The organism is Denitratisoma sp. DHT3 (assembly GCF_007833355.1).
Classification (GTDB): domain Bacteria; phylum Pseudomonadota; class Gammaproteobacteria; order Burkholderiales; family Rhodocyclaceae; genus Denitratisoma.
The window spans coordinates 890,412-917,307 of the sequence record NZ_CP020914.1 but is presented as its reverse complement, the minus strand read 5'-3'; the positions used below and the strand labels follow the sequence as shown (position 1 = coordinate 917,307).

25 protein-coding genes and 1 tRNA gene are annotated in these 26,896 nt (G+C 64.5%); 21 read left to right on the top strand and 5 right to left on the bottom strand.

Annotation, left to right across the window (positions count from 1 at the left end; translation table 11 throughout):
* Positions 1-404: 404 nt before the first annotated feature.
* Both B9N43_RS04160 and nadC read right to left on the bottom strand, forming a co-directional pair.
* Positions 405-495 (bottom strand) — tRNA-Ser (locus B9N43_RS04160).
* A gap of 30 nt (positions 496-525) precedes the next feature.
* Positions 526-1,374: a carboxylating nicotinate-nucleotide diphosphorylase gene (nadC, locus tag B9N43_RS04155; RefSeq protein ID WP_145841061.1), complete on the bottom strand. Its 849-nt coding sequence runs from the start codon at positions 1,372-1,374 to the stop codon at positions 526-528.
* Positions 1,375-1,415: 41 nt separating this feature from the next.
* Here nadC and B9N43_RS04150 point away from each other — a divergent pair, with 41 nt between their 5' ends.
* A complete protein-coding gene (locus B9N43_RS04150) occupies positions 1,416-2,897 on the top strand; it encodes an FMN-binding glutamate synthase family protein (RefSeq protein WP_145841060.1) in 1,482 nt (493 codons plus the stop codon).
* Here B9N43_RS04150 and B9N43_RS04145 read toward each other — a convergent pair.
* Positions 2,870-4,363 (bottom strand): NAD(P)H-hydrate dehydratase, encoded by a 1,494-nt coding sequence (locus B9N43_RS04145; RefSeq protein ID WP_145841059.1) that lies wholly within the window; start codon positions 4,361-4,363, stop codon positions 2,870-2,872. The two genes, B9N43_RS04150 and B9N43_RS04145, sit on opposite strands and share 28 nt — an antisense overlap.
* 58 nt (positions 4,364-4,421) lie before the next feature.
* Between B9N43_RS04145 and B9N43_RS04140 the strand changes: the two genes are divergently transcribed.
* From B9N43_RS04140 to B9N43_RS04100, 9 genes are all read left to right on the top strand, one after another.
* A complete protein-coding gene (locus B9N43_RS04140) occupies positions 4,422-5,600 on the top strand; it encodes a M20 aminoacylase family protein (protein WP_145841058.1) in 1,179 nt (392 codons plus the stop codon).
* A gap of 50 nt (positions 5,601-5,650) precedes the next feature.
* Positions 5,651-6,346, top strand: coding sequence for a TetR/AcrR family transcriptional regulator (locus B9N43_RS04135; protein ID WP_145841057.1), 696 nt, complete (start codon positions 5,651-5,653; stop codon positions 6,344-6,346).
* Between the two features lie 114 nt (positions 6,347-6,460).
* Complete coding sequence (locus B9N43_RS04130; protein WP_145841056.1) at positions 6,461-7,732, top strand: spinster family MFS transporter; 1,272 nt, start codon at positions 6,461-6,463, stop codon at positions 7,730-7,732.
* A gap of 18 nt (positions 7,733-7,750) precedes the next feature.
* Positions 7,751-8,923 (top strand): sulfotransferase family protein, encoded by a 1,173-nt coding sequence (locus tag B9N43_RS04125; protein WP_145841055.1) that lies wholly within the window; start codon positions 7,751-7,753, stop codon positions 8,921-8,923.
* Between the two features lie 27 nt (positions 8,924-8,950).
* Entirely contained in the window at positions 8,951-10,405 is a 1,455-nt protein-coding gene (locus B9N43_RS04120; protein ID WP_145841054.1) for a DUF1254 domain-containing protein, read from the top strand.
* Between the two features lie 29 nt (positions 10,406-10,434).
* The gene (locus B9N43_RS04115; RefSeq protein ID WP_145841053.1) at positions 10,435-11,253 is read left to right on the top strand and encodes an SDR family NAD(P)-dependent oxidoreductase; all 819 of its coding nucleotides are present in this window, start codon (positions 10,435-10,437) and stop codon (positions 11,251-11,253) included.
* A gap of 124 nt (positions 11,254-11,377) precedes the next feature.
* A complete protein-coding gene (locus tag B9N43_RS04110) occupies positions 11,378-12,706 on the top strand; it encodes a DUF1254 domain-containing protein (RefSeq protein WP_186453972.1) in 1,329 nt (442 codons plus the stop codon).
* Positions 12,707-12,842: 136 nt separating this feature from the next.
* Entirely contained in the window at positions 12,843-13,613 is a 771-nt protein-coding gene (locus B9N43_RS04105) for a sulfite exporter TauE/SafE family protein (RefSeq protein ID WP_315904556.1), read from the top strand.
* Between the two features lie 106 nt (positions 13,614-13,719).
* On the top strand, positions 13,720-14,532 hold the full coding sequence (locus B9N43_RS04100) for an acid phosphatase (RefSeq protein ID WP_186453971.1): 813 nt from the start codon (positions 13,720-13,722) through the stop codon (positions 14,530-14,532).
* Positions 14,533-14,546: 14 nt separating this feature from the next.
* On the opposite strand, the gene B9N43_RS04095 is transcribed toward B9N43_RS04100, so the two are convergent.
* Both B9N43_RS04095 and B9N43_RS04090 read right to left on the bottom strand, forming a co-directional pair.
* Positions 14,547-14,900, bottom strand: coding sequence for a hypothetical protein (locus tag B9N43_RS04095; RefSeq protein ID WP_145841049.1), 354 nt, complete (start codon positions 14,898-14,900; stop codon positions 14,547-14,549).
* Between the two features lie 52 nt (positions 14,901-14,952).
* Positions 14,953-15,810, bottom strand: a complete 858-nt coding sequence (locus B9N43_RS04090) for a tyrosine-protein phosphatase (RefSeq protein ID WP_186453970.1) — start codon at positions 15,808-15,810, stop codon at positions 14,953-14,955.
* 364 nt (positions 15,811-16,174) lie between these two features.
* Between B9N43_RS04090 and B9N43_RS04085 the strand changes: the two genes are divergently transcribed.
* The 11 genes from B9N43_RS04085 to B9N43_RS04035 all read left to right on the top strand — a co-directional run bounded on the left by B9N43_RS04085 (position 16,175) and on the right by B9N43_RS04035 (position 26,884).
* Entirely contained in the window at positions 16,175-16,714 is a 540-nt protein-coding gene (locus B9N43_RS04085) for a glutathione peroxidase (protein ID WP_145841047.1), read from the top strand.
* Positions 16,715-16,907: 193 nt separating this feature from the next.
* Positions 16,908-17,660, top strand: a complete 753-nt coding sequence (gene rpsB / locus B9N43_RS04080) for a 30S ribosomal protein S2 (RefSeq protein WP_145841046.1) — start codon at positions 16,908-16,910, stop codon at positions 17,658-17,660.
* Between the two features lie 87 nt (positions 17,661-17,747).
* Positions 17,748-18,644 (top strand): translation elongation factor Ts, encoded by an 897-nt coding sequence (tsf, locus tag B9N43_RS04075; protein WP_145841045.1) that lies wholly within the window; start codon positions 17,748-17,750, stop codon positions 18,642-18,644.
* A 5-nt stretch (positions 18,645-18,649) separates the two neighbouring features.
* Complete coding sequence (gene pyrH, locus B9N43_RS04070) at positions 18,650-19,363, top strand: UMP kinase (RefSeq protein WP_145841044.1); 714 nt, start codon at positions 18,650-18,652, stop codon at positions 19,361-19,363.
* A 9-nt stretch (positions 19,364-19,372) separates the two neighbouring features.
* The gene (gene frr, locus B9N43_RS04065; protein WP_145841043.1) at positions 19,373-19,930 is read left to right on the top strand and encodes a ribosome recycling factor; all 558 of its coding nucleotides are present in this window, start codon (positions 19,373-19,375) and stop codon (positions 19,928-19,930) included.
* Positions 19,931-19,963: 33 nt separating this feature from the next.
* Positions 19,964-20,740, top strand: a complete 777-nt coding sequence (gene uppS, locus B9N43_RS04060) for a polyprenyl diphosphate synthase (protein WP_145841042.1) — start codon at positions 19,964-19,966, stop codon at positions 20,738-20,740.
* A complete protein-coding gene (locus tag B9N43_RS04055) occupies positions 20,733-21,521 on the top strand; it encodes a phosphatidate cytidylyltransferase (protein WP_145841041.1) in 789 nt (262 codons plus the stop codon). The genes uppS and B9N43_RS04055 overlap by 8 nt, the downstream gene beginning before the upstream one ends.
* A complete protein-coding gene (gene ispC, locus B9N43_RS04050; RefSeq protein ID WP_145841040.1) occupies positions 21,518-22,705 on the top strand; it encodes a 1-deoxy-D-xylulose-5-phosphate reductoisomerase in 1,188 nt (395 codons plus the stop codon). Before B9N43_RS04055 ends, ispC begins: the two co-directional genes overlap by 4 nt.
* Positions 22,702-24,075 (top strand): RIP metalloprotease RseP, encoded by a 1,374-nt coding sequence (gene rseP, locus B9N43_RS04045; protein ID WP_145841039.1) that lies wholly within the window; start codon positions 22,702-22,704, stop codon positions 24,073-24,075. Before ispC ends, rseP begins: the two co-directional genes overlap by 4 nt.
* Before the next feature lie 4 nt (positions 24,076-24,079).
* Positions 24,080-26,362, top strand: a complete 2,283-nt coding sequence (gene bamA, locus B9N43_RS04040) for an outer membrane protein assembly factor BamA (protein WP_145841038.1) — start codon at positions 24,080-24,082, stop codon at positions 26,360-26,362.
* A 15-nt stretch (positions 26,363-26,377) separates the two neighbouring features.
* Positions 26,378-26,884 carry an OmpH family outer membrane protein gene (locus tag B9N43_RS04035; protein WP_261379385.1) on the top strand — a complete coding sequence of 169 codons (507 nt, stop codon included), beginning with the start codon at positions 26,378-26,380 and terminating at the stop codon, positions 26,882-26,884.
* Positions 26,885-26,896: the final 12 nt, after the last annotated feature.

Sequence of the window (26,896 nt, the reverse complement as noted above, 5' to 3'; positions counted from 1 at the left end):
CCCAGCACGCCTGCGATGGTCAAGGCAACCTCATCCGGACTACCGACCCGCTGGGCAACAGCACCGACCCGGCTGTTCTGCCAGGGAACGCCGGGACCGGGCGTCGTGTGCTGATGGCGTACCCCGATCAGGGCCAGCCACCAGCGAATATCCGGCCCGTGAATAGCGGGTCGTTATCCGTGCACAGGGCCTGGGGGATATCGTGCCGCCCCATGGTCAGAAAGACATGCGCCAAAAACGTCAGAGCATGCGATGGGGGCAGAGCCGCAGGGAACAAAGTTTGGAGCGGGTAGTTGGGGCTGTTTCGCGGGCGTTTCCAGGGCAGCGCCTTACCCGGGAATGAGTTGTTTCGTATGAAAACAAAAACCCGCAAAGCCTGTGGCAGTGCGGGTTTTCATTGATTCTGGCGGAGAGGGCGGGATTCGAACCCGCGTTGGGGTATTACCCCAAACACGCTTTCCAGGCGTGCGACTTAAACCGCTCATCCACCTCTCCGGAAAGAGCGGCGAATTCTAGCAGAAAATCTCAAGATTCCACGTGGCGCAGTGAAAGGTCGGTGGCGCGGACATCCTTGGTCAGGCTGCCGACGGAAATGCGGTCCACGCCGGTCTCGGCAATGGCGCGCACGGTCTCCAGACTGATGCCGCCGGAGGCTTCGAGCTGCGCGCGTCCGGCGGTGAGCCCGACTGCCAGGTGCATTTCCTGCAGGCTCATGTTGTCGAGCAGAATCATCTTGGCGCCGGCGTCGAGCGCTTCGGCCAATTGTTCCAGGTTTTCCACTTCGACCTGGATGAACACGTCGTTGCGGCCCAGGGCCCGAGCCTGTGCCAGGGCCGCAGTGATGCTGCCGGCGGCCATGATGTGATTTTCCTTGATCAGGATGCCGTCGTAGAGGCCGAGCCGGTGGTTGGTGCCGCCGCCGCAGTGCACCGCGTATTTCTGCGCCAGGCGCAGGCCGGGCAGGGTCTTGCGGGTGTCCACGATGCGGGCGCGGGTGCCGGCCACCGCCTCCACGTACTTGCGGGTGGCGGTGGCGGTTCCGGACAGCATCTGGATGAAGTTCAAGGCCGGCCGTTCCGCGGTGAGCAGGGCGCGAGTGTCGGCTTTGATTTCGCACAGGGACTGCCCGACGCTCAATTGCTCGCCGTCGTTTACATGCCAGGTGATTTGGGCGGCTGGATCCAGGCGCTGGAAACAGGCGTTGAACCACGCCCGCCCGCAGAGCACGGCCGACTCGCGGCTGATCACGATGCCCCTGGCGCGGCGGCCGTCGGGCGTGAGCAGCGCGGTCAAGTCACCGCCGCCGATGTCTTCGACCAGTGCAGCCAGCACGTTGCGTTCGACTTCCGCGGCAAGGGGGATGGAAAAATCCATGTTATGTTTTTGCTTCGAAAAGAGTGCGGGGATTCTAGCCCATGTTGGACTTGCTGCTTGTCACGCTCGGAGTGCTTCTGGTGCTGGCCATCCTCGGAACGGCGGCCTACTGGTACGTCAGGGACACCACCCAGAAACGGCACACCATCTTGCGCAACTACCCTTTGGTGGGACACCTGCGTTACGTCTTCGAGCGACTGGGGGAATACTTCCGCCAGTATTTTTTCCTCGGGGATCGCGAAGAGCGGCCTTTCAATCGGGCGACCCGGAGTTGGGTTTATCGGCTGGCCAAGAACGAGGGCGGGGTCATCGGTTTCGGCTCCACCTACGACAAGCGTCGGCCGGGTGCGCTGATTTTCGTCAACGCGCCATTCCCGGTACTTGACGAGGAACGTTTGCCGCCGCCGCCGTGCCGGATCGGCGAAGGCTATTGCAAGCAGCCTTTCGCGGGCGCTTCGCTGGTCAATATCAGCGGCATGAGTTTCGGCGCCATCTCCAGGCCTGCGGTGCAGGCGCTATCCCACGGTGCGGCTGAGGCCGGCTGCTGGTTCGACACGGGAGAGGGCGGCTTGTCGCCCTATCATCTGGAAGGCGGCTGCGATCTGATTTTTCAGATCGGCACCGCCAAGTACGGTGTCCGCGACGAACACGGGCGACTGTCGGAAAGCCGTCTGCGCGAACTGGCTGCCCACGAGCAGGTGCGGGCCTTCGAAATCAAGCTGTCCCAGGGCGCCAAGCCCGGCAAGGGCGGAGTGCTGCCTGCCGCCAAGGTAACGCCGGAAATCGCCCGCATCAGGGGCATTCCGCCGGGTATGGATTCGCTCTCGCCGAATCGCCATCCGGACATCGGCAATGTCGATCAGTTGCTGGACATGGTGTCGCGGGTCCGCGACGTGACCGGCAAGCCGGTTGGGGTCAAGACCGCCGTCGGCGGCCGCGAATTCATGCGCCTGTTGTGCGAGGCGGTGCTGCGTCGCGGCCTCGCCAGTGCGCCCGATTTCCTGGTCGTCGATGGCGGCGAGGGCGGTTCGGGCGCGGCGCCCCAGGCTCTGGCCGACCACATGGCGCTGTCCATCGACGAGGCGTTGCCGAGAGTGGTGGATGCCCTGCTGGCGTCGGGGCTGAAGGAACGCATCCGGGTGGTGGCGGCCGGTCAGTTGGTCACCTCGGCGCAGGCGGCCTGGGCCTTGGCCTGCGGCGCCGACTTCGTGAATACCGCGCGAGGCTTTCTCTTCGCACTCGGTTGCATCCAGGCTTTGCGCTGCCATACCAATACTTGTCCCACCGGAATCACCACCCATGATCCCAAATTGCAGCGCGGGCTGGTGGTGGAGGAGAAGGCCCTGCGGGTGGCGAACTACTGCCGCAACATGAACCATGAGATCGAGATGATCGCCCACAGTTGCGGTCTGCGCCACGGCAGAGAATTTCGCCGCGAACATGTGCGCATCGTCCAGGGACCGGGCCACAGTGAGGCGTTGAGCACCCTCTACCCCTATCCCCGCAATCCGCTGTTCGGTTGATTCTGCACGCACCATGCATTCAGCAGGCGCCGGGCGGCGTCGGCCAGTTCGCCGGCCGTCAGCCCGATGGGGCCCGCCTGGGCCGCCACCAGCATGTCGGCCGCCGCGCCGTGCAGATGCACGCCGCCCAGGGCGGCTTCGACGGCGGGCCAGCCCTGGGCCAGCAGGGCCGCGACGATCCCGGTCAGCACGTCGCCGCTGCCGGCCGAAGCCAGGCCCGGATTGCCGGTGGCGTTGATGAACCAATGGCTGTCCGGGCTGGCGATCACGCTGCCGCAGCCCTTGAGAACGACCACGGCGTTGAAGCGGCGCGCCAACTCCAGCGCCGCCGCGAGCCGGTCGGCCTGTACCGCGTCCACGCTGCCGTCCAGCAGGCGGGCGGCCTCCGCCGGGTGGGGCGTGAGCAGCGTCGGCGCATCGCGGCGCGCCAGGCGGCCGCCGAGCACCGGATGGCTCGCCAGCAGGTTGAGGCCGTCGGCGTCGAGCACCAGGGGCAGGGCAGTGGCGATCGTCTGGCGCAGCAACTCGGCGGCCTGCGCCGTCTGCCCGAGACCGGGGCCGACCGCCAGGACGGTGGCGAGGCCGAGCACTTCGTTGGCGGCGCGCAGCATCAGTTCCGGCTGCGCGTGATCCACCGCCAGCGCCTCCAGCATGCCGACATGGACGCGGCCGGCGCCCAGCTTCAAGGCGGCGCGGCCGGCCAGCAGGGCGGCGCCCGCCATGCCCGGCGCGCCGCCGAGGATACCGACGGAGCCGTGGCTGCCCTTGTGGCTGTTGCGGCGGCGGGGGCGCAGGTGGTCGGCGAAGAGGGCGCGCTCCACCAGCCGACCGCTCGTGGCTGCCGCCACGCCATTGCCCAGGTCTAGGCCCAGGTCGTTCAGGGTCAGCTCGCCGCAGCAGTCCGGGCCGTCCAGGGTCAGCAGTCCGGGTTTCAGCGCGATGAAGCTGAGCGTATGGCTGGCCCGCACGGCGCGGCCGAGAACGTGTCCAGTCTCGCTGTCCAGCCCGGAAGGGCAGTCCAGCGCCAGCACTGGGCCGCCGTAGCCGTTGATGCGCTCCACCCACTGGGCGTAATGCCCTTCCAGGGGGCGCGTCAGGCCGATGCCGAAGAGGCCGTCCACCACCAGGCCGTACCGTCCCTCGGGAACCTCGGAACATATCTCGCCGCCCGCGCGGCGCCAGGCTTGCATGGCCTGGCGGGCGTCGGCCGGCAGGCGCTCGGCGTCGGCGCTGGACGCCACCACCGGCGCCAGGCCCGCTTCGCGCAGCAGGCGGGCCACCACCAGCGCGTCGCCGCCGTTGTTGCCCGGACCGGCGAAGATCAGGGGCGGCCCCTCCAGGGCGGCCTGCAGGCGCAGGGCGAGTTGGGCGGCGGCGCGGCCCGCGCGCTCCATCAATGGCGGCTGGGCCTCGGCATGGCGGGCTTCGATGTCGCGGAGCGCGGCGGAACGCAAAATGGCGGTCATGGCGGCGGCGGGGAATGAGGGAGTGCTACATTATCGTGGCAATCCAGAGAGACGAATCATGAGCATGGAAGATCAGTTGCCCAACCTGGCAAGCCGCATCGCCGCGCTGCGGCGCGACCTGCACGCCCATCCGGAATTGGCCTTCGAGGAGCATCGTACGGCCAAAGTGGTGGCGGACCATCTGGAGCGGCTCGGCCTGGAGGTCTTCCGGGGACTCGCCGGCACCGGCGTGGTGGCCCGCCTGCGCGTCGGAACCAGCCCGCGCGCCATCGGCTTGCGGGCCGACATGGACTGCCTGCCGCTGCAGGAACTCAACGTCTTCCCCCATCATTCGAAGCAGCCGGGCAAGATGCACGCCTGCGGCCATGACGGCCATACCGCGATGCTGCTGGGTGCCGCGGAGGCCCTGAAGGACATGGCGGCGGTCGGCCATTTCGACGGCACGGTGTATTTCATCTTCCAGCCCGCCGAGGAGCACGACGGCGGCGGCCGGGTGATGGTCGAGGAGGGGCTGTTCGATCGCTTCCCGATGGACATGGTGTTCGGCCTGCACAACTGGCCGGGCATGGCGGCGGGCAGCTTCGGCGTCGTCGAGGGGCCGGTGATGGCCGGCGCCGATCGTTTCGAGATCGAGATCACCGGCCACGGCGGCCATGCGGCGATGCCCCACCAGACGGCGGACGTGGTGGTGGCGGGCAGCGCCCTGGTGCAGGTCTTGCAAACGCTGGTGTCGCGCAATACCGATCCGCTGGAGTCCGCCGTGGTGAGCGTCACGCGCTTCCACGCCGGCCATGCCGACAACGTGCTGCCGGAAACCGCACTGCTGGGCGGCACGGTTCGTACCTTGCGCCCGGAATGGCAGGATGCGATGGAAGAGGGCATGCGCCGGATCTGCAACGGCATCGAAACCACTCATCGGGTGCGGGTGTCCCTGCGCTTCGAGCGCGGCTATCCGCCCACGATCAACAGCGAAGCGCCGACGCTGCTGGCGCGCGAAGCGGCGCGGCGGGTGGCGGGGTCCGAACGGGTCTTCACCCACCTCAAGCCCAGCATGGGCGCGGAGGATTTTTCCTACCTGTCGCGGGTGGTGCCCGGCTGCTACGTCTGGCTCGGCAACGGGCCGGGCGAGGGCGGCTGCACGCTGCACAGCCCCCATTACGATTTCAACGACGACATCATCCCGACGGGCATCCGCTATTGGGCGAAGCTCGTGGAACGCGCCCTGGCGCCGGAGTGAGGGCGTCAATCGCCGTGAGCTCCGCTTTCGCACCGCTTCGCAGGAAGAAAATGGCTGGCGCTGGCAAGGCCGCTGCCGATGCCAAGCCCATGCGCGGTGATTTCGAAACCCACCGCCGTCTGCCCACCCAGCGCCGGGCCAAGCACACGGTGGACAGCATGCTCACCGCCGCCCGCGAACTGCTGGCGGAGGGAGGCGCCACGGCGGTGACGACCCGCAATGTGGCCGAGCGGGCCGGCGTCAGCGTGGGTTCGCTCTACGAATATTTCCCGAACCGGGAAGCCATCCTGGCGCATCTGGCCCGGGAGGTGCTGCTGGATGAAGCCAAGGCGGCGAACACCGATTACGCGCGGATGCGCGAGCAGTCGCTGCCCGAGTATCTCGATGGCGTCATCGGCCGCGTGGTGCAGGTGGAGCGCAAGATGCTCGCGCTCGGCGGGGATTTCCATCGCCGCTATACCCACCACTACCAGCTCTGGGCCATGAACGAGAAGGGACGCCTCAGTGTGGCGGAGATGGTGGACGGCATGATCCAGATCCTCGACGAGCGGGGCGTGGGCGGCCGTGTCGGCAACCTTCCCCTGGCTTCCCACCTGCTGGCGCGGGGCATCCGTGCCATGATCGCGGCCCTGGTGGAGGATCGGCCCGATCTGCTGGCCTCGGAGGAGCTGGACCGCATCCTGGCCCGCATCGTGCGCGCCATCGTCGATCTGCCGAATCCGAACACGACTCAGGGCCAGGATTAGTCGTTTTCGAATCAGAGGCTTGCCAGTGCATGGCGTTCCCTCGAATCCGAATTGCGGAGGATCGTCTTGACCCTTTAAGGTCCCTCCCATTCATTTTCAGGGGGCGGGATCTCCGTGTCTTCACATTCCATGCCGGCCTGGCGCTGCCACCTGGCCCTGGGCATCCTGATGCTCACCAACGTCTTCACCTTCGCCGGACGACAGGTGGTGTCGGTGTTGCTGGAACCCATCAAGCAGGAATTCCAGATTTCCGATGGCGCCTTGGGACTGGTGGCGGGCGTGGTGTTCGCCCTGCTGTTCGGGCTTCTCAGTCTGCCGGCCGGCCGACTGGCGGATCGCGCCAACCGCCGCGGGCTGATCGCCTGCGCCATGTTCTGTTGGGGGTTGGCCACCTGGGCCTGCGGCTGGGCGAGCGGCCTGGGGGCACTGGTGATATTGCGGCTCCTGACGGCGGCCGCGGAGGCCGGCGTGACGCCGCCGTCCCTGTCCCTCGTGCCCGACTACTACCCGATACGCCTGCGGGGCATGGTGATGAGCCTCTATCTCATCGGTCCCTACCTGGGCACCCTGGTGGCCCTGGGGGCGGGGGGCTGGGTGGCGGCCCACCATGGCTGGCGGCCGGCGTTCGCGGCCATCGGTATACCGGGCATGGTGCTGGCCGTGGCCGTCGCCCTGTGGGTGCCCGAACCCCGTAGACTGCGGCCCGTCGCTGTGGGTGCCGAGGAGCCGGGGGCGCCGTCCATCTTCGCCGCTCTGGCGAGTCTCTGGGCGATGCCCGCCGTGCGTTGGCTGGTGATCGGCTCCGGCTTCAGTTCCCTCATGACCGTGGCCTACGCCATGTGGCTGCCGGCCTATCTGGTGCGAATCCATGGTCTGCCGCTGGCCCAGGCGGGCCTGCTCGTGGCGGTGGTGGGCACCCTCACTTCCCTGGTGGGGGGGCTCGTCAGCAGCGGGGTGAGCGCCGCCCTGTCGCGGCGGAATCCGGCCTGGCGCCTGGGAACCCCCATCCTCAGCCTGGCCTTGAGCATTCCCTGTGCCATGGCCGTGTTCCTCTGGCCGGTGGGCTGGAACCTGGGCTCAGTTCCCCAGGCCATGGGGTTTGCCGCCTTGTTCGGCTTCGTCAGCGCCCTGTGGATGCCCGCGGTGTTTACCGCCATGAGCTTCCTCGTGCCGCCGGATCGGCGCGCCTTGGCCAATGGCCTGCTGGCCCTCTCCAATACCTGGATCGGCTTCGGCCTCGGGCCTTTCGTCGTCGGCCTGTTGAGCGACGCCCTCCAGCCGCTGGCGGGGCCGCAGGCCCTGCGCTACGCCTTGGTGACCACCATGGGGTTCGGCCTGGTGGCCCTGGGGGGCTTTCGCCGCGCCCAGCCTCATTTCCCTTCCTGATTTTGATGGTTCGCTGATATGGAAACCCATTACCCTGACTTCCGCGTCGATGATTTGCTGGCAATGGCCACCCAGGCCACCGGGCTGGAGGATTTCGGCCCCGAGACCTTCCGTGAGGGCCTGGAACGCCTCGTCTCAGCCGTCAATCAACTGCGGCTGACTGAAATGGGTCTATTGCGCGCCCGCAATATGATCCTCGGCAACCTGATCGCTCGGCTCGGGGTCTGGGACCATCGCAAGCGGCATCCCGAGGTGGCCGCGGAGACGATCCGCAAGCCGATGTTCGTGCTCGGCCTGCCGCGCTCCGGCACGACGCTCATGATCGGCCTTCTGGGGCAGGACCCGGACAACCGGGCGCCCCTGCTCTGGGAGACCTCCATGCCCTGTCCGCCGCCGGAGGCGGCAAGCTATGAGACGGACCCCCGCATCCAGATGACGAACCAGGGATTGCAGGCCGTCGACGGCCTCAACCCGAAGATCCTCGCCGTGCATCCCGTGGACGCCCAGTTGCCCCAGGAATGCATCGGCATCTTCTCCATGGAGTGCCTCAGCTACATCTACGGCGCCGGCCTGCCGATCTGGGACTATACCGACTGGGTCGATGCCCAGGATCCGACACCGGCCTACCGCTGGCACAAGATGTTCCTCCAGCATCTTCAATCCCGTTTCCGCCGGGAGCGCTGGGCGTTGAAGGCCCCGTCCCACATGGAATTCATGGGGCATCTCTTCGCCACCTACCCCGATGCCCTGGTGATCACCAATCACCGCGAACCGGTCGAGGCCGTCACCAGCCATTCCAGCCTGCACTGGCACCTCTGGGAACAATCCATGGGCGAGGTGGACAAGACCACGGCCGGCCCCAAGACCGCGGACATGCTGGAGCTCTGGCTGCACCGCTACGTGGATTGGCGCGACGCCCACCCCGAGAAGGACACCCAGTTTGCCGACATCGCGTTCAGCGATCTGGTGGCGGACCCCATCGGCACCGTGAAGGCCATCTATCGGCAGTTCGGATTGTCGGTGAGCCCACTCTTTGAATCGAGGATGGCCGCATTTCTCGAACAGAACCGCCAGGACAAATTCGGCACCCATCGTTATGCGCCGGAGGATTTCGGCCTCGACAAGGCGGCGTTGGCGGAACGTTTCCGTTTCTACCGCGAACGCTTTGCCGCCCAGATCGACCGTCGGTAACCGGTCGAAATCAACAAGGAGACTCACATGATGCATCGTGTCAAACGCGCGGTTCTACTGGCCCTGTGCCTGCTGACCAGTCTGGCGCAGGCGGCTGACAAGGGTTGGTCCGAGGAGCAGCAGAAGCACTTCGGTCAGTCGATGACGGATTTTTCCCGCTCCGTCGGCATGCTGGGCTATCTCTACGGCATCCCCTTCTTCGAATTTGCCGTGGCGGAGATGCGTCAGGTGAAGGGCATCGCCAAGGACAACAGCGCGCCCCACGGCGTGTTCGGCTACTTCAACGGCGGCCGGCTCTCCGACCACACCACCACCTGGTTCGGCGTGCCCAATCCCGACGTGCTGTATGCCTCGGCCTGGCTCTACGTGAAGGACAACCCGTATGTGATCTACATCCCGCCTATGGAAAAGATCTGGTACAGCGTCCAGTTCGAGAACTACTACACCGTGGACGAGGCCTACCTCAGCAGTCGCACCATCGGCCAGCAGGGCGGCTATTACCTGATTACCTACAAGGACTGGGACAAGCCCCTGCCGCCGGGAGTCCAGGGGCATGTGAAGCTCAGCACGCCGACCACCTGGATCCTGACCCGGATCGAGGCGACGCGGGACAACGAGCGGGAGCGACACGAGAAGTACGAGCGCAAGTTCCGCCTGATCGACCTGGCGAGCTATCTGAAGGATCCGGCCAACGCCAGGAACCTGCCCCAGACGCCCCAGAAGAATGTGCCGCCCCTGGTCGACGCCAGCTACGACATCCGCGAGAGCGTCGATTTCTTCAAGGTGGTGAACCATCATCTGCGCCAGATTGATGCACCCAGGGAGGACAAGGGGCTGATGGCCCTGTTCGACGCGGCGGGGTTCGGCCCCAACGTGGTGTTTGATTCCCAGAAGCTGCCCGGGCAGACCGTGGCGGGGCTGGAGCAGGCGGCCAAGGAGGGTTTCCGCTTCCTCGACACCATGCGGGCCCGCCCCATGGCCGGCAATGGCGGCGGCTGGGGCACGGCACCGCGACACATGGGGCTCTTCGGCCAGGACTATGTACTGCGGGCCCTGTGCGTCTTCGGCGGCCTGGGAGGCAATATCCCGGAAGAGTCGGTCTATCCCAATGCCTACAGTGATTCCGAGGGCCGCCTGCTGAGCGGCGATCACGACTACACCATCACCTTCCCCAAGGGGCAGACGCCGCCGGCCCTGGCCTTCTGGTCCATTACCCTGATGGACTCCACCACCCACTTCATGGTGGACAACCTCATCCACCGAAACCACGTGGGCAGCAACACCCGGGGGCTGAAGTACAACCCGGACGGCTCGCTGACGATCCACGTCTCGGCGAAGGAACCGCAGGATCCGATCCTGCGGGCGAACTGGCTGCCGTCCCTGCCGGGCATGGGCATCCATCTGATCATGCGCATCTACCAGCCCACCCAGGAGGCGGTGGAGGGCAAGTACACGCCGCCCCCCGTGGTGCGGGTGCGTTGAGCGGGCGCGGTTTTCATCAAGGAGGCAGCATGGGCAAGATTGCGGCAGGGCAGGGCATTCTGGCGGGCAAGGTGGCCCTGATCACCGGCGGCACCTCGGGGATCGGCGAGTGTACGGTCAGGGATTTCCTCGAACAGGGTGCGCGGGTGATGTTCTCCGGCACCCGCGCCGAGGCGGGGCAGGCGCTGGTGGATGAGTTGTCCGCACGTCATGGCGCCGATGCCATCCGTTTCTTTTGCGGCGACGTGGCTGACTACGAACAGACCACCGCGATGGTGCGTGCGACGGAGGAGGCCTTCGGGAGGCTGGACATCCTCTTCAACAATGCCGGCATGGGTTTTTTCGGCGAGACCCCGGATATCGGGGCCGCCGACTGGGAACGAGTGATCGCCGTGGACCTGCACTCGGTCTTCTACGCCAGCAGAGCGGCGATTCCGCTGATACGGCGCCAGGGAGGCGGGGCGATCATCAACAATGCGTCCATCAGCGGCATGGCGGGGGATTACGCCTTCACCGCCTACTCGGCCGCCAAGGGCGGGGTCATCAACTACACGCGGGCCATGGCCCTGGACCATGCCCGCGACAACATCCGGGTGAATGCCGTCTGTCCGGGGCTGATCGCCACCACCATCACCCAGCACAGCGTGAACATCGAAGTGCTGCGCCAAGGCTTCGAGGCCAACATTCCCCTGGGCCGCATCGGCCGGGTCGAGGAAGTGGCGAAACTGGTGCGTTTCCTGGCTTCCGACGACGCCAGTTACATGACGGGCGCGATCATCCCCGTGGATGGCGGCATCACGGCCTGGAGCGGCCAGCCCAACATGCCGAAGCTGCTGGGGCTGGTTTGATCAAGTCGATGAGAATCAGGGGGAACTCATGGTATTTCCACGGGTATTGATCGCCGGACTGCTGTGCTGTTGCGTGCTTCGATCATGGGCCATTGAGGGAGACTCCGCTCTCCAGCGGCCATCCATGGCATGGAACGAGGAGTTTGCCTACCTCACCGGCATGCAGGCCTTCATCTACGGCTATCCCATCATCACCTTCGCGGAACTGCGGGCCCAGCCGCTGCCGGGTGGGCAGAGCATGGTGAATCGGTACTTTCATACCCGACATCTAGCGGACCCCGGGCAGAAGTACGGCGGTTCGCCGAATCGGGAAACGGCCTACTCCCTCGCCTTTGCCGATGTCAGCCAGCAGCCGATGGTGCTGACCGTTCCCCCCAACCCCGAGCGGCGCTATTACTCGCTCCAGTTGTGCGATATGTACAGCGACACGATCGGCTATATCGGCGTGCGGGCAACTCATAACATTCCCGGCGACTATCTGCTGGCAGGCCCCGGGTGGAAGGGGAAGACACCCAAGGGTATTCGAAATGTCATCCGCTCCTGGACGCCCTGGGTGGCTGTTTTGGGCCGCACCTACACGGATGGAACGGAAGACGACCTGCCCAGGATGGGGACTTTCCAGGATGGCTACAGGATCACGCCTTTGAGCGTCTATCGTCGGAAAGCCCTGTTACCGCAAGGCCGGGCTCCCGTGGCAGTGGCCTCCCCGGATGATCCCCTCGGGGCGTTCAGGACCATGAACGCGGTGATGCGGGAGAACCCGCCACCGCCCGACCATGACGTGCTGATGCGGCAATTCGCCCTGGTGGGGCTCGGCCCCGCCGCCAAACAGGATATCGAACAACTCGACCCTGCCATTCAGCGGGGCCTGCGGCGGGCCATCGTCGATGGCCGCGATTTGCTGGCCCGTGTTGCCAAGGCCGGCGGGTCCATCGTCGGCGCCACCAGGGTGCGCAACGGCTGGTTCTATGGGCCCAGCAACTGGGGGCGGATGGCGGCTTCGGACGACTTCCTGGGACGGGCGGGAACCCAGGTATTTTCCGGCATAGTCGAACACCAGATCGAGGAATCGGTGAAGCTGCGTACCTTCGTCGATGCCGATGAAAAGCCGCTGAATGGTGCCAACCAGTATGTGATTCATTTCAAAAAGGAAGAAATTCCGGTCGCCTATTCCTTCTGGTCGGTGACGCTGTATGACGAGAACTTCAACCTTGTTCCCAACGCGGCGGGACGCTATACCTTTGGCGACAAGGTGCCGGGACTGAAATACGGGGCTGACGGCTCATTGACCATTTACATCCAGCCGGATCGCCCTGAAGGCGACAAGGCGGCGAACTGGCTGCCTTCTCCCAAGGACAAGGATTTCAACCTCTTCCTGCGCGCCTACTTCCCGGGGCCGGCTCTGCTGGACCAGAGCTATGCCGCGCCGCCGGTGCACAAAGCCGAGGAATAGGGCGGGATGAATACAATTTTTGCCTGGTTTCCCGGTTGCTGGCGGAGCGGTCCATCGACGATACCAAGGAATTCCGATCTGGTTTGAGGCAAGATGGCGGGCACGTAGGGAAGAGGGGAACCAGGTGGAAGTCGGGTTGAATTCGCTGGCCGGATTGATGGTCGGCATGCTGGTCGGAGCGACCGGGGTCGGCGGCGGGGCGGTGATGACGCCGCTCCTGGTGCTGCTGCTCGGGGTTGCCCCTCACACGGCGGTCGGCACCGACCTGCTCTATGCCTCGCTGACCAAGATGTTCGGTGTGGCGGTGCACGGTTCGCAAGGACGTGTGGATTGGCAGGTGGTGCGGCGTCTTTCCCTGGGCAGCCTGCCCGCCGCCCTGGGAACCTTGATGTGGCTGCACTGGGCCGGCTCCAGCGGCGTTCGGCAGGGTACGATCATCGTCGCCCTGGGCAGCGTGCTGATCCTCACGGCCTGCGCCATGGCGGCCAAGCCGTTCCTGAACCAGATCGGCAAGCGGATGCGGATCGGCGATCCGACTCATTTCAAACGGTTCCAGCCGGCCTTGACCATACTGGCGGGGATGGTCCTGGGATTCCTGGTGGCGCTGACCTCCATCGGCGCCGGCGCCCTGGGCGCGGTGATGCTGGTCTTCCTCTACCCCTTGCGCCTGACGCCGGCCAAACTGGTGGGGACCGACCTCGCCCATGCGATTCCGCTGGCCCTGGTGGCCGGGGCCGGGCACATCCTGATGGGCAATGTCGATTTCCGGCTATTGGGCAGCCTGCTGCTGGGGTCGATCCCAGGGGTCTGGATCGGCGCCCATTTCGGCGGACGGCTGCCGGATGCCGTGCTGCGCATGGGGATCGCCGTGGTGCTGGGCGTGGTGGGACTGAAGTTGCTGGTCTGAAAACCTGCCTGTTTTGAGTAGCGCGCCAAAGCCTGTGGTTCCGGGCTGTGTTAGCTTCCACGCTTTCCTCATGGTTTGGAAGATGACAATGGAACGAAAGACGACAATGAAACAATCGGTCTTTGCACTGATGCTCCTTGCCTTTGCCTATGCCCATGGGGCACAGGAGTCCGCGGGTTCTCCATCCGCCGTCGGGAAAGGCCCCTATCCCGGTTTTGCCCCCGGTTATCTCTCCCCCGGGGAGCAGCTTGACAGCAAGGCTTTGCTGCCGCCGCCGCCGGCTGCGGGCTCGCCGGCCCAGGCGGCCGACGAGGAGGCCAAGCAGGCCGCCGCCGCCCTGCGCGGTACGCCCCGCTGGCAGCGGGCGGGCAAGGATGCGGAACTGATGTTCCCCAAGGCGGCGGACACTTTTTCCTGTGCGCTGGGCCTGCCCATCGACGAGGCGACGAGCCCCAACCTGACGATGTTGCTGCGGCGCTCATTGGTGGATGCCGGTTTCGGCTCCCGGGAGGCCAAGCACCTCCACCAGCGTGCTCGCCCCTTCATGGCAAAGGGCGAACCCACCTGCACGCCGGATCATGAATCCTATCTGCGCAAGGACGGTTCCTATCCGTCAGGCCATGCCGCCATCGGCTGGGCCTGGGGGCTGATCCTGGCCGAGCTGGCGCCGGAGCGGGCCAACGCCCTGGTGCAGCGGGGCTACGAATTCGGCGAGAGCCGGCGCATCTGCAACGTGCATTGGGCGAGCGACGTGGCGGCGGGTCGGCTCTTCGGCAGCGCCGTGGTGGCAAGGCTCCACGCCAACACGGGGTTTGTCGCGCAACTGGCCGAAGCCAAGCGCGAGGTGGCTGCGGCGCGGGCTGCAGGCCTGCAGCCGAAGGATGATTGTGCGGCGGAAGCCAAGGCCTTCAATCGCTAGGGGGCGTCAAGGCGCTAGGGTGGAAGGGGTGCGGCCTTGACCGGCTCCATGGGCGGCCGGTCGGGCGCGCGCAATCTTTCACGCAGACAGCGCCCCTGCTTTTCGAGCCAGTAGACCGCGTTCCCCGCAACCACGACGCTGCCGGATACCACGGCCGTCGCCGCTGAAGCCGCTCCGGCACTCACGAGCAAGGCGACACAGCCCTCATTGACGCAACGGCCGTAGAGCGCCACTTCGGTCACGGTCAGGTGCATTTTGCGTTCGAGCACACCGCATTCCGGATCCACCGTCACTTCGGTATGGGGCAGATAGATGCAGGATGTCAGCAATGGCGCAAGCAGGACAATGGCCGCGACTGGCCGCTTCATGAGTGGGAGTCGTGGGATTCGCACTCCCTGGTTTCCCTGGTCATGGCCGCTGCTAGTCGGACGGGATGGCCTCCAAATAAAGGCTTTGGAGTGTCTTCCTTTCTTTTTCACCAACGCCCAATACGTCTTCCAGATAGCGATCCAGCGATCCGTAGCGCGCTTCGATATCGGCGATCGTCTGCTCCATTTGCCGTCTCTCCACGCCCAGGAGTCGCCGGATATCTTGTTCGTTGCCCTTGAACGATGGGTTTTTCCGGATATTCCGAAGGGTGACCTCGATGCCTTCCTTGAGAAAGGTGTTGCTGGCGACAAAGTCCTCCAATGCGATTTCCCGTGGCACGCCCAGCGTCGTTAGCAGCAATACCGCCGCCAGCCCCGTGCGATCCTTGCCCGAGGTGCAATGGAATACGCTTCCCACCGGGGCTTGCTGCAACAGCGCAAACCATTGACGGTAGGACTCCGATTGCTTCAGCGCGATATTGCTATAGGTCTGGATCTGCAGCTCACGATCCAGGTCGCCGCTCATCAGGCGCTTCCTGAAGTCCTCGATATTCATTCCCGCAAAGCCGATCGGCAGTGCTTTTACCCGGATGCCTGCGGGCGCCTGGGGTGGGGTTGCCTGTACTTCCTCTGCAGAGCGGAAATCCACCACGGTGCCGATACCGAGCTTCCGCAGGGTCTGCCAGTCCTGGACCGATAGATGGGAAAGATTGTCGGAACGGAATATCCGTCCGTAGGCGACGCGATAGCCGTTGCCGGCGGGATAGCCGCCCAGATCGCGGAAATTCCGCGCCCCTTCGAGGACGATCTGTCTTGGCGGCTCGGGCGGAGGGGGCGTTTCCGCCAGGCTGCGGCCTACGGTCAGCAGTGCCAAGAACAGGCAGATGATGGTGTTGAGGAGTTTGCTCATTGAGGTCATGGTACGAAAGTGTCGGTCGGATAAGGGGGCAATGGGGCAGGCTGCTACCCATTGTGCACGAAGTGCGCACGCTTCTGGGCGCTATGGGCGGCAGCGGCGTTCCACGGCGGCCTGCTCGCTGTGCGCTGATTGGCGCGGCTGGCGGCGTCTACCCGGGGCAGGCCGGTGAACGCAGCCACCTGATTGATGAATGAGCGTTTCTGTACGTCGGGAGGGAGGTGCTACCTACAAATTTTTCAGGCAGGTTTGGCGGAAGGGTTGCAGTAGAGCTTTGTCTGCCGATCAGCCGATCCGGTGGCTATGCCGCCGCTCCTGAATGCGCTAGATTGTCGCCTTCCCATTTGAGGAGTGCATCATGACCAGCATCTACGATTTTCAAGGCAAGACCCTGGATGGCCAGCCGCTGAATCTGGCGGACTACCGTGGCAAGGTGCTGCTGCTGGTGAATACCGCCAGCAAATGCGGCCTCACGCCCCAGTACGAAGGGCTGGAGGCGCTGCATAAGGCGCTGGCGGGCAAGGGCCTGGCGGTGATCGGCTTTCCCTGCAATCAGTTCGGCAGCCAGGAGCCGGGCAGTTCCGATGAAATCGGCGAGTTCTGCACCAAGAACTATGGGGTGAGCTTCACGCTTTCGGAGAAGATCGAAGTCAATGGCGATAACGCGGCACCGCTGTTCAAGTATCTGAAGGCCAACGCGCCGGAGGAGATTCAGAGCGAAGGGGCGCAGAAGCTGATCGACATCCTGCAGAAGATCAATCCCGAGGGACTGATCGAAAACAACATCAAGTGGAATTTCACCAAGTTCCTGGTGGATCGGCAGGGCCGCATCGTGGCGCGATTCGATCCTACGACGCCGCCGGAGCAGATTCAGCCCCAGGTGGAGCGGCTGCTGTAATCCTGCACGCCGCGGCAGCGGCCGCCAAAGTACGGCGGACCTTGCCGCCAAGTCGATGAAAACGCTATAATCTTGCGGCTGTCCGGGGTAGGTTTGCCGGACGGTAATTCACACGCCCGGCGCCGAATGGGTGATCCCGTAAGGGTTGCAATGCGGCCGGGCGGCGGTTTTAACCCATATCGGAGATATTCTGATGAGCACGACCATGCGTCAAATGCTGGAGGCGGGTGTCCATTTCGGCCACCAGACCCGTTTCTGGAACCCCAAGATGGCCCCTTACATCTTCGGCCATCGCAACAAGATTCACATCGTCAACCTGGAAAAGACCCTGGTGAAATACCAGGAGGCGATGGAGTTCCTGCGCAAGATGGCTGCCAAGAAGGGCACCGTTCTTTTCGTCAGCACCAAGCGCCAGGCGCGTGAAATCCTCGCCGAGGAAGCCCAGCGCGCCGGGATGCCTTACGTCGATGAGCGCTGGCTCGGCGGCATGTTGACCAACTTCAAGACCGTCAAGCTTTCCATCAAGCGCCTCAAGGATCTGGAGCAGATGAACCAGGACGGCAGCTTCGAGCGCCTGTCCAAGAAGGAAGCGCTGACGCTGCAGCGCGAAATGGACAAGCTGCAGAAGTCCATTGGCGGCATCAAGGACATGGGCGGCCTGCCCGATGCCCTGTTCGTGATCGACGTGGGTTACCACAAGATCGCCATCACCGAAGCCAACAAGCTGGGCATCCCGGTGGTTGCGGTGGTCGATACCAACCACTCTCCCGAAGGCGTGGATTACGTGATCCCCGGCAACGACGACTCCAGTCGCGCCATCCGCCTCTATGCCCGGGGCGCCGCGGACACCATTCTCGAAGGCAAGAGCCAGTCCCTCAACGAGGTGGTCCAGGCGCTGGCCGGTGAAGACGAATTCGTCGAGGTCGAGGAAGAGTCTGCCGAATAAGGCTAGCCAGGGCGCCGGGGTGCCGGGGCAGTGCTGCCCGGCGCCTGCGGCGCCCAATTGTTTTCAATCGATTCTGGAGTGACTTTCATGGCGGAAATCACCGCAAGCATGGTCAAAGAACTGCGCGAGAAGACCGACGCGCCCATGATGGAGTGCAAGAAGGCCCTGACCGAGGCGGCCGGCGACATGGGCAAGGCCGAGGAGATTCTGCGCGTCAAGCTGGGCAACAAGGCCACCAAGGCTGCGGCCCGCGTGGCTGCCGAGGGCGTGGTGGCGATCCATATCGGTGCCGACGGCAAGACCGGCAGTATTTTTGAAATCAATTCCGAGACGGACTTCGTTGCCAAGAACGACGACTTCCTGAATCTGGCCGCCGATTGCGCCAGGCTGGTGACGGAGAAGAACCCCGCCGACGTCGCCGCGCTGGCGGCCCTGCCGCTGGGCGATGGCACGGTCGATTCCGTGCGCCTGGCCCTGGTCGGCAAGATCGGCGAGAACATGTCGCCGCGCCGCTTCGCCCGTGTCGAAGCCAAGGGCAAGCTGTCGTCCTACATCCACGGCGGCGCCAAGATCGGCGTGCTGGTCGACGTGGTGGGCGGCGACGAGCAGTTGGCCAAGGACCTGGCGATGCACATCGCCGCTTCCAAGCCCAAGTCGCTCGACGCGTCCGGCGTTTCCGCCGAACTGCTGGAAACCGAGCGCCGCGTCGCTATCGAGAAGGCGCGTGAAGCCGGCAAGCCCGAGGCGATGCTGGAAAAGATCGCCGAAGGCACCGTGCAGAAGTATCTGAAGGACGTGACCCTGCTCGGCCAGGTCTTCGTCAAGGCCGAGGACGGCAAGCAGACCATCGAGCAGTTGCTGAAGAGCAAAGGCGCTTCGGTGGCCGGCTTCGTGCTCTACATCGTCGGTGAGGGCATCGAGAAGAAGGTGACCGACTTCGCCGCCGAAGTCGCCGCTCAGGCTGCCGCTGCCGCCGCCAGGTAATCGCCATGCCCGCCGCCTATGGTCGCATCCTGCTCAAGCTCTCGGGCGAGTCCCTGATGGGGGATGATGCCTACGGCATCAACCCCGCCATGCTGGCAACCATCGTCGCGGAAGTGAAAGCGGTGGCCGAACTGGGAGTCGAGATCGGCATCGTCATCGGCGGCGGCAATATTTTTCGTGGCGTGGCGGGCACGGCCACCGGCATGGACCGGGCCACCGCCGATTACATGGGAATGCTGGCCACGGTAATGAATGCCATGGCCCTGTCCGACGCGATGCGCCAGGCGGGCCTCAATGGCCGCGTCCAGTCGGCGCTGAATATCGAGCAGGTGGTGGAGCCCTATATCCGGGGCAAGGCGATCCGCTATCTGGAAGAAGGCAAGATCGTCATTTTCGCCGCCGGCACCGGCAATCCGTTTTTCACCACCGATACCGCGGCCGCCCTGCGCGGTTCGGAGATCGGGGCGGAAATCGTGCTCAAGGCCACCAAGGTGGATGGGGTGTATACCGCCGATCCCAAGAAGGATCCGACGGCGACCCGGTTCGCCAAAATCAGCTTCGACGAGGCCATCGGCCGCGACCTGAAGGTCCTGGACGCCACGGCCTTCGCCCTCTGCCGCGATCAGAAGTTGCCGATCAACGTGTTTTCGATCTTCAAGCCGGGCGCCCTGAAGCGCGTCGTGATGGGCGAGGACGAAGGCACCCTGGTGCATGTATAGGAGCTTGAGATGATTCCCGAACTCAAGAAGAACACCGAACAGAAGATGCAGAAAAGCCTGGATGCGTTGCGGAACGATCTGGGCAAGGTGCGCACCGGCCGCGCCCATACCGGTCTGCTGGATCACGTGCAGGTGGATTATTACGGTTCCCCGGTGCCGATCACCCAGGTCGCCAACGTGACGCTGGTGGATTCCCGCACCATCGGCGTCCAGCCTTGGGAGAAGGGGATGGTCGCCAAAGTGGAAAAGGCGATCCGCGAGGCCGATCTGGGCCTCAATCCGGCCACCCAGGGGGACCTGATCCGGGTGCCGATGCCGATGCTCACCGAAGAGCGCCGCAAGGAACTGATCAAGGTGGTCCGGCACGAGGGGGAGAACGCCAAGGTGGCGGTCCGCAACCTGCGCCGGGACGCCAACAATACGCTCAAGGACGCGCTGAAGAAGAAGGAAGTCTCGGAAGATGACGAGCGCCGCGCCCAGGACGAAATCCAGAAACTCACCGACCGCTTCGTCGCCGACGTGGACAAGATGCTGGCGGAAAAGGAAAAGGACCTGATGGCGGTCTGAAGCGTCCGCCACCGTCTCCACCATCGTCCCTTGATGTCATTCCTCAGCTCCACGCGGGATATCCCGGAAGTGCGGGCCGTGCCGCGCCACGTCGCCATGATCATGGACGGCAACGGGCGCTGGGCGAAAAAGCGCTTCCTGCCGCGCGTGGCCGGTCACAAACGGGGGGTCGAGACCGTCCGCACGATGGTCAAGGCCTGCGTCGAGCGCGGCATCGAATACCTGACCCTGTTCGCCTTCAGTTCCGAGAACTGGCGCCGCCCCGCCGATGAGGTCTCGTTCCTGATGCGCTTGTTCGTCGCGGCCCTGCAGGCCGAGGTTGAAAAGCTGCACCAGAACGGCGTGCGCCTGCGGGTCATCGGAGACCTGTCCCGCTTCGATGCGCGGACGCTCGAGTTGGTCCGGACCGGCGAGGCCCTGACGGCCGGCAATACCCGTCTGACGTTGACCATCGCCGCCAACTACGGCGGACGCTGGGACATCCTCCAGGCCGCCAATGCGCTGGCGCGTCAGCACCCGGAAAAAGCCGGGCACTGGACCGAGCAGGACCTGGCCGAACACCTCTCCATGGCCTACGCGCCGGAGCCCGATCTGTTCATCCGCACCGGCGGGGAGCAGCGGGTGAGCAATTTCCTGCTCTGGCAACTGGCCTACGCCGAACTGTATTTCACCGATTGCCTGTGGCCGGAATTCGATGGCGCGGCCCTGGATCAGGCGATCGTTTCCTATCAGTCACGGGAGCGCCGTTTCGGTCGCACCAGCGAGCAACTGACGCCGTCGCCGCGTGCGGGGACGGACGGCAATGTTTAAGCTGCGGCTCTTGACCGCCGTGGTGTTGGTTGCCGTCGTCCTGGCAATCCTGTTTCTGGCGCCGTCCTCCTGGGCCTTGGCTTTTTTCGCCCTGGTGGCGGGCCTGGGAGCCTGGGAATGGGGCGGATTCGCGGGGGGCAACCCTTTCTTCTGGCGCAAACTCTTTCCGCTGCTGGTGATGCTCGGCTGCGGCCTGCTGTATCTGTTGCCGGAAATCCGGCTGTCGCTGTGGGGCGTCGCCGCCCTGTTCTGGCTGGTGGCGGTGCCCTGCTGGTTTCGCCGGCGCTGGCCCCTGGTCGGCAACGTCCCGTTCCTCGCCATCGGCCTCTTGCTGCTGCTGCCCACCTGGGGGGCCCTGGCGCGTCTGTACGCGCTGGGTCCGACCCGGTTGCTGGCGGTGATGGGACTGGTCTGGGTCGCCGACATCGCCGCCTATCTGGCCGGCCGGGCATTCGGCCGCCACAAGCTGGCGCCCGCCATCAGTCCGGGCAAGACCTGGGAAGGCGCGGCCGGAGCGGCGCTGGCGGTCCAGGCCTATGGCTTCGGCATGGCGGCGGCATTCAAGCTGGAGGTTGCTCCGCTGATTTATGCTGTCTTGCTGCTGCTGCTGACGGCGGCGAGCATCGTCGGCGACCTGTTCGAATCCCTGATCAAACGGCAGGTCGGGGTCAAGGACAGCAGCGCCCTGCTGCCGGGGCATGGCGGTGTGCTCGACCGGATCGACAGCCTGACTTCGACTTTGCCGCTTACGGCGCTCGTGTTGACCCTCGTGAACCCATGATTCGCCAACGCCTGACCATTCTCGGAGCTACCGGCTCGATCGGCTTGAGTACCCTCGACGTGGTGTCCAGGCATCCGGATCGCTTCGAAGTCGTCGCCCTCACCGGTCATCAGCGGATGGCGGAGCTGGCCGAGCAGTGCCGCAAGCACCGGCCGCGTTACGCGGTGACCTGCGATGCCGCCGCCGCCGATCAGTTGGCGGTGATCCTGGGGACCGAGGCGCGGGGCATCGAAATCCTCTGGGGCGAGGCGGCCCTGGAACAGGTGGCGGCGCTGGCCGAAGTCGACGCCGTGATGGCGGCCATCGTCGGCGCGGCGGGTCTGAAGCCCACCTTGGCCGCGGTCCGGGCGGGCAAGCGGGTGTTGCTGGCCAACAAGGAGGCCCTGGTGATGGCCGGCCGGGTCTTCATGGGCGCGGTGAGCCAGTCCGGGGCGCAGTTGCTGCCCATCGACAGCGAGCACAACGCGATCTTCCAGTCCCTGCCCGCCGACTATGCCGGGAACCTGGCCCGCTCCGGCGTGCGCCGCATCCTGTTGACGGCCTCCGGCGGCCCGTTTCGCAGCATCCCGCTGGATCAGCTGCAACGCGTGACTCCCGAGCAGGCCTGCGCTCATCCCAACTGGGTGATGGGACGCAAGATCTCGGTCGATTCCGCCACCATGATGAACAAGGGCCTGGAACTGATCGAGGCCCACTGGCTGTTCAATGCGCCGGCCGAACTGATCGAGGTGGTCATCCATCCGCAGAGCGTGATTCACTCTCTCGTCGCCTACAGCGATGGCTCGGTGCTGGCGCAGCTGGGCAACCCCGACATGAGGACGCCGATCGCTCATGCGCTGGCCTATCCGGAACGGATCGATGCCGGCGTGGCGCCCCTGGATCTGTTCGACGTGGCGCAACTGACCTTCGAACGGCCCGACACGGCGCGCTTTCCCTGCCTGGAGCTGGCTTATCGGGCGTTGCAGGCGGGCGGCAGCGCGCCCGCCGTGCTCAATGCCGCCAATGAAGTGGCGGTGGCGGCCTTTCTCGACCGGCGTCTGCCGTTCCTGCGCATTGCCGACGTGATTGCCCGTGTACTGGATCGTGTGCCGGCCATGGCCGTCGAGGATCTGGAATCGGTGCTGTCCGCCGACCGGATCGCGCGGGAAACGGCCCAGACGGTGATTGCAGGCCTGACGGGATGAGCGCCGCCAGTCTTGCCTGGTACCTGGGGGCCTTCGTCCTGGCCCTGGGCTCCCTCGTCGTCGTCCACGAACTGGGACACCTTCTGGTTGCCCGCTGGTGCGGAGTGAAGGTGCTGCGTTTTTCCGTCGGTTTCGGCCGCGTCCTGTGGGTGCGCCGATTCGGCGCCGATCGCACCGAGTGGGCGGTTTCGATGGTTCCCCTGGGCGGCTACGTGAAAATGCTGGACGAAAGGGAGGGCGAGGTCGCACCGGACGATCTGCCCCGCGCATTCAACCGCCAGCCGGTGGGCAAACGCATCGCGATCGTGGTGGCGGGACCGCTGGCCAATCTGCTGCTGGCGGTGCTGCTGTATTGGGTGATGTTCGTCCAGGGCGTGCAGGAAGTCCGTCCCTTGCTGGACGAGCCCGTCGCGGGCAGCGTCGCCGCCCAGGCCGGCATCCGGTCCGGCGAACTGGTCAAGGCGGTGGATGGCGTGCCGGTGGCGACCTGGAGCGAGCTGCGCCTGGCCCTGATTTCCCGCGCGCTGGAGCGGGGCAGGGCGGTCCTGGAGCTGCAGTCCGAGGGGCATGCGTCGGTCGAGCGACAACTGGATTTGAGCGATCTCGGCGCGACGGAGGTGGATGAGAACCTGATGGGCAAGCTCGGCCTCGCCCTGCAGCGCCAGCGGTTGCGCCCGATGATCGGTGCGGTGGCCCCCGGCTCTCCGGCGCAGAAAGCCGGCCTGGCGGCGGGGGATGAGATCGTCGGTATCGACGAGCAACCGATCGTCTACTGGGATGAAGTGACCAGCGCCATTCGTGCCCGCCCGAGCCGGGAACTGAGTCTGCAATTCAGGCGACACGGTGAAATCCGGCGGCTGCGGTTGACCACTGAAGCGGCGACCGAGCACGGACAGGCGGTCGGTCGCATCGGGATCATGGTCCAGGTGACCGACGGGCAGCATTCCCCCTTGCTGGTGGTTGTACGCTACGGTCCGCTGGATGCGATCGGGCGGGCACTGTCGCAGACCTGGGGAACCGCCAAGCTGAGCCTCGAAATGATGGGGCACATGATCACCGGCGACATTTCCTGGCGCAACCTCTCCGGACCGGTGGCGATCGCGGACTACGCCGGCCAGTCGGCGAGGCTGGGGCTTGGCCCCTATCTGCGCTTCCTGGCGCTGATCAGCATCAGTCTCGGCGTGCTGAACCTGCTGCCAGTGCCGGTGCTGGATGGCGGGCATTTGATGTATTATCTTTTGGAGTTTTTCAGGGGCCGCCCAGTTTCGGAAGAGGCGCTGGAACTGGGTCAGCGCATCGGCATGGGACTGCTTGCCTTGCTGATGGCCGTTGCGCTCTATAACGATTTGAATCGTCTCTTATCCGGTTGAACCTATGAAGAAAACCCTGATGGCGGGGCTGTTGTCGGCACTGTTCGCTTCCTCTGCCAGCGCTTTCGACGCTTTTGTGATCCGTGACATCCGGGTTGAGGGGTTGCAGCGTACCGAGGCCGGTACGGTGTTCAACTATCTCCCGGTCAAGACCGGCGAGACCATGACGGACGAGAAGGCCTCCCAGGCCATCAAGGCTCTGTTCGCCACCGGTTTCTTCAAGGATGTGCGCATCGAGATCGAAGGCGACGCCCTGGTGGTGATCGTCGAGGAGCGGCCGGCGATCGCGTCCATCGATTTCGTCGGCATGAAGGCCTTCGACAAGGACCAGCTGCGCAAGGCCCTGAAGGACGTGGGACTTGCCGAGTCGCGCATCTTCGATCGCGCGATGCTGGAAAAGTCGGAACAGGAAGTCAAGCGCCAGTATCTGAGCAAGGGCTACTACGCGGCGAAGGTGACGGCGACCGTGACTCCGCTGGAGCGCAACCGGGTCGGCCTCAGCTTCAATGTCGAGGAAAACGACGTCGCCAAGATCAAGCAGATCAATATCGTCGGCGCCAAGGTGTTCGAGGAAAAGGAATTGCTCGAGGTGTTCGCGTTGCAGGAGCCCGGCTGGCTGACCTGGTACACCAAGAACGATCAATATTCCAAGCAGAAACTCTCGGGCGACCTGGAGGCCCTGCGCTCCTTCTACCTGGATCGGGGCTACCTGGAGTTCAACGTCGAGTCCACCCAGGTCTCGATTTCGCCGGACAAGCAGGACATCTACATCACCATCAACATCAACGAGGGCACCCAATACTCGGTGTCTTCGGTGAAGCTGGCGGGCAATCTGCTCCTGCCGGACGAGGAGTTTCGCAAACTGGTGAAGGTGCAGCCCGGCGAGATCTATTCACGCGAAAAGCTGACCGAGACGACCAAATCCATCAGCGACCGCCTGGGCGACGAGGGCTATGCCTTCGCCAACGTGAACGCGGCGCCCGAACTGAGCAAGGACAAGCGGGAGGCCGCTTTCACCATTTTCGTCGATCCGGGCCGGCGCGTGTATGTGCGCCGGATCAACGTGACCGGCAACAACAAGACCCGGGACGAGGTGATCCGGCGCGAGATCCGGCAGATGGAGTCGGCCTGGTACGACGGCGCCAAGATCAACAAGTCCCGCAGCCGCGTCGACCGGCTGGGCTATTTCGACGAAGTCACCGTCGAGACGCCGCCGGTTCCCGGCACCACCGACCAGGTGGATGTCAATGTCAACGTCAAGGAAAAACCCACGGGCAGCCTGATGCTGGGTGCCGGCTTCTCCAGCACGGAAAAGCTGGTGCTGTCGACCTCGATCAATCAGCAGAACCTGTTCGGCAGCGGCAAGAGCCTGGGTCTCCAGGTCAATACCAGCAAGGTCAACAAGGTGTATTCGGTGTCATTCACCGACCCCTATTACACCGTGGATGGCGTGAGCCGGGGCTTCGACTTCTATCGCCGGACGACGAACACCAATAACCTCAACTACATCGCCACCTACGACATCTCGTCCATCGGTGGCGGCGTGCGTTATGGCATTCCGATCGGCGAGGACGACACCATCGCCCTGGGCGCTTCGGTGGATTCGACATCGCTGGACCTGACCAGCACCAGCCCTCAGATCTACCAGGATTTCGTGGCCGCCAACGGTTCCAAGTTCAACACCCTGGTGGGCAGCGCCGGCTGGGTCAAGGATACGGTGGATAGCCGGATCTTCCCGACCAAGGGCTACATGCAGCGGGTCTTCGGCGAAATGGGATTGCCGGGCGCCAACTTGAAGTACTACCGGGCCAACTATCAGTACCAGCGTTTCTGGCCGGTCACCCGCAGCGTGACCTTCATGCTCAATGGCGAGGTCGGGGTTGCCGGTGGTTACGGCAGCAAGGATCTGCCCTTCTGGAAGAATTTCTATGCCGGCGGTATCGGCTCGGTGCGGGGCTATGAAGGATCGACCCTGGGACCGCGGGACGTGACCACGGACAACTCGCTGGGCGGCACCCGGCGTCTGGTCGGCGGCGCCGAACTGTTGTTCGCCATGCCCGGCATGGGCCAGGACAAATCGGTGCGGCCAAGCGTGTTCCTGGACGCGGGCCAGGTCTGGGGCAAGGAGCAAAAGGTTTCCCTGAGCGATTTGCGTTACAGTGTCGGTGTTGCCTTGGCCTGGACGTCGCCCATGGGTCCGCTCAAGTTCAGCCTGGCGAAACCTTTCAAAAACAAGCCCGAGGATCGCTTGCAACGGCTTCAATTCCAGATGGGCACCACTTTCTAGTATCGGAGATGTAAGTTGAAAAAGACCGTTCTGCTTTTTGCGGCTCTTGGCAGCCTGGTTTCCCTACCTGCCCTGGCCGATGTCAAGGTCGGCGTGATCAATACCGAACGCGTCATGCGCGAGTCCGACCCGGCCAAGAAGGCCATGAAGAAACTGGAAAAGGAATTCGAGAAGCGCAGCCAGGACATGCAGAAAATGGGTCAGCAGGCCCAGAAGCTGCAAGAGGAGCTGGAGAAGAACAGCCTGACCATGGCGGAGAGCCAGCGCAAGGGCAAGGAGCGCGAACTCGCCGATCTGACGCGCGAGTTTCAGCGTAAGCAGCGGGAGTTCAACGAGGACGTCAACGCGCGCCGCAACGAGGAACTGCAGTCGGTGATCGAGCGTACCAACAAGGCCCTGCGCACCATTGCGGAAAAGGAAGGCTACACCCTGATCCTGCAGGAGGCGGTATACGTGAATCCTTCAGTCGACGTCACCGACAAGGTGATCAAGGCCCTGGCCGAGCCGGCTGGCGGCAAGTAAGTCCGGCTTCCG

Bases quoted from the DNA above. Each gene is read 5' to 3' on its own strand.
- nadC (WP_145841061.1), bottom strand. From the start codon at position 1,374: ATGGATTTTTCCATCCCCCTTGCCGCGGAAGTCGAACGCAACGTGCTG.
- B9N43_RS04150 (WP_145841060.1), top strand. From the start codon at position 1,416: ATGTTGGACTTGCTGCTTGTCACGCTCGGAGTGCTTCTGGTGCTGGCC.
- B9N43_RS04145 (WP_145841059.1), bottom strand. From the start codon at position 4,363: ATGACCGCCATTTTGCGTTCCGCCGCGCTCCGCGACATCGAAGCCCGC.
- B9N43_RS04140 (WP_145841058.1), top strand. From the start codon at position 4,422: ATGAGCATGGAAGATCAGTTGCCCAACCTGGCAAGCCGCATCGCCGCG.
- B9N43_RS04135 (WP_145841057.1), top strand. From the start codon at position 5,651: ATGGCTGGCGCTGGCAAGGCCGCTGCCGATGCCAAGCCCATGCGCGGT.
- B9N43_RS04125 (WP_145841055.1), top strand. From the start codon at position 7,751: ATGGAAACCCATTACCCTGACTTCCGCGTCGATGATTTGCTGGCAATG.
- B9N43_RS04120 (WP_145841054.1), top strand. From the start codon at position 8,951: ATGATGCATCGTGTCAAACGCGCGGTTCTACTGGCCCTGTGCCTGCTG.
- B9N43_RS04115 (WP_145841053.1), top strand. From the start codon at position 10,435: ATGGGCAAGATTGCGGCAGGGCAGGGCATTCTGGCGGGCAAGGTGGCC.
- B9N43_RS04110 (WP_186453972.1), top strand. From the start codon at position 11,378: ATGGCATGGAACGAGGAGTTTGCCTACCTCACCGGCATGCAGGCCTTC.
- B9N43_RS04100 (WP_186453971.1), top strand. From the start codon at position 13,720: ATGAAACAATCGGTCTTTGCACTGATGCTCCTTGCCTTTGCCTATGCC.
- B9N43_RS04095 (WP_145841049.1), bottom strand. From the start codon at position 14,900: ATGAAGCGGCCAGTCGCGGCCATTGTCCTGCTTGCGCCATTGCTGACA.
- B9N43_RS04090 (WP_186453970.1), bottom strand. From the start codon at position 15,810: ATGAGCAAACTCCTCAACACCATCATCTGCCTGTTCTTGGCACTGCTG.
- B9N43_RS04085 (WP_145841047.1), top strand. From the start codon at position 16,175: ATGACCAGCATCTACGATTTTCAAGGCAAGACCCTGGATGGCCAGCCG.
- rpsB (WP_145841046.1), top strand. From the start codon at position 16,908: ATGAGCACGACCATGCGTCAAATGCTGGAGGCGGGTGTCCATTTCGGC.
- tsf (WP_145841045.1), top strand. From the start codon at position 17,748: ATGGCGGAAATCACCGCAAGCATGGTCAAAGAACTGCGCGAGAAGACC.
- pyrH (WP_145841044.1), top strand. From the start codon at position 18,650: ATGCCCGCCGCCTATGGTCGCATCCTGCTCAAGCTCTCGGGCGAGTCC.
- frr (WP_145841043.1), top strand. From the start codon at position 19,373: ATGATTCCCGAACTCAAGAAGAACACCGAACAGAAGATGCAGAAAAGC.
- uppS (WP_145841042.1), top strand. From the start codon at position 19,964: ATGTCATTCCTCAGCTCCACGCGGGATATCCCGGAAGTGCGGGCCGTG.
- B9N43_RS04055 (WP_145841041.1), top strand. From the start codon at position 20,733: ATGTTTAAGCTGCGGCTCTTGACCGCCGTGGTGTTGGTTGCCGTCGTC.
- ispC (WP_145841040.1), top strand. From the start codon at position 21,518: ATGATTCGCCAACGCCTGACCATTCTCGGAGCTACCGGCTCGATCGGC.
- rseP (WP_145841039.1), top strand. From the start codon at position 22,702: ATGAGCGCCGCCAGTCTTGCCTGGTACCTGGGGGCCTTCGTCCTGGCC.
- bamA (WP_145841038.1), top strand. From the start codon at position 24,080: ATGAAGAAAACCCTGATGGCGGGGCTGTTGTCGGCACTGTTCGCTTCC.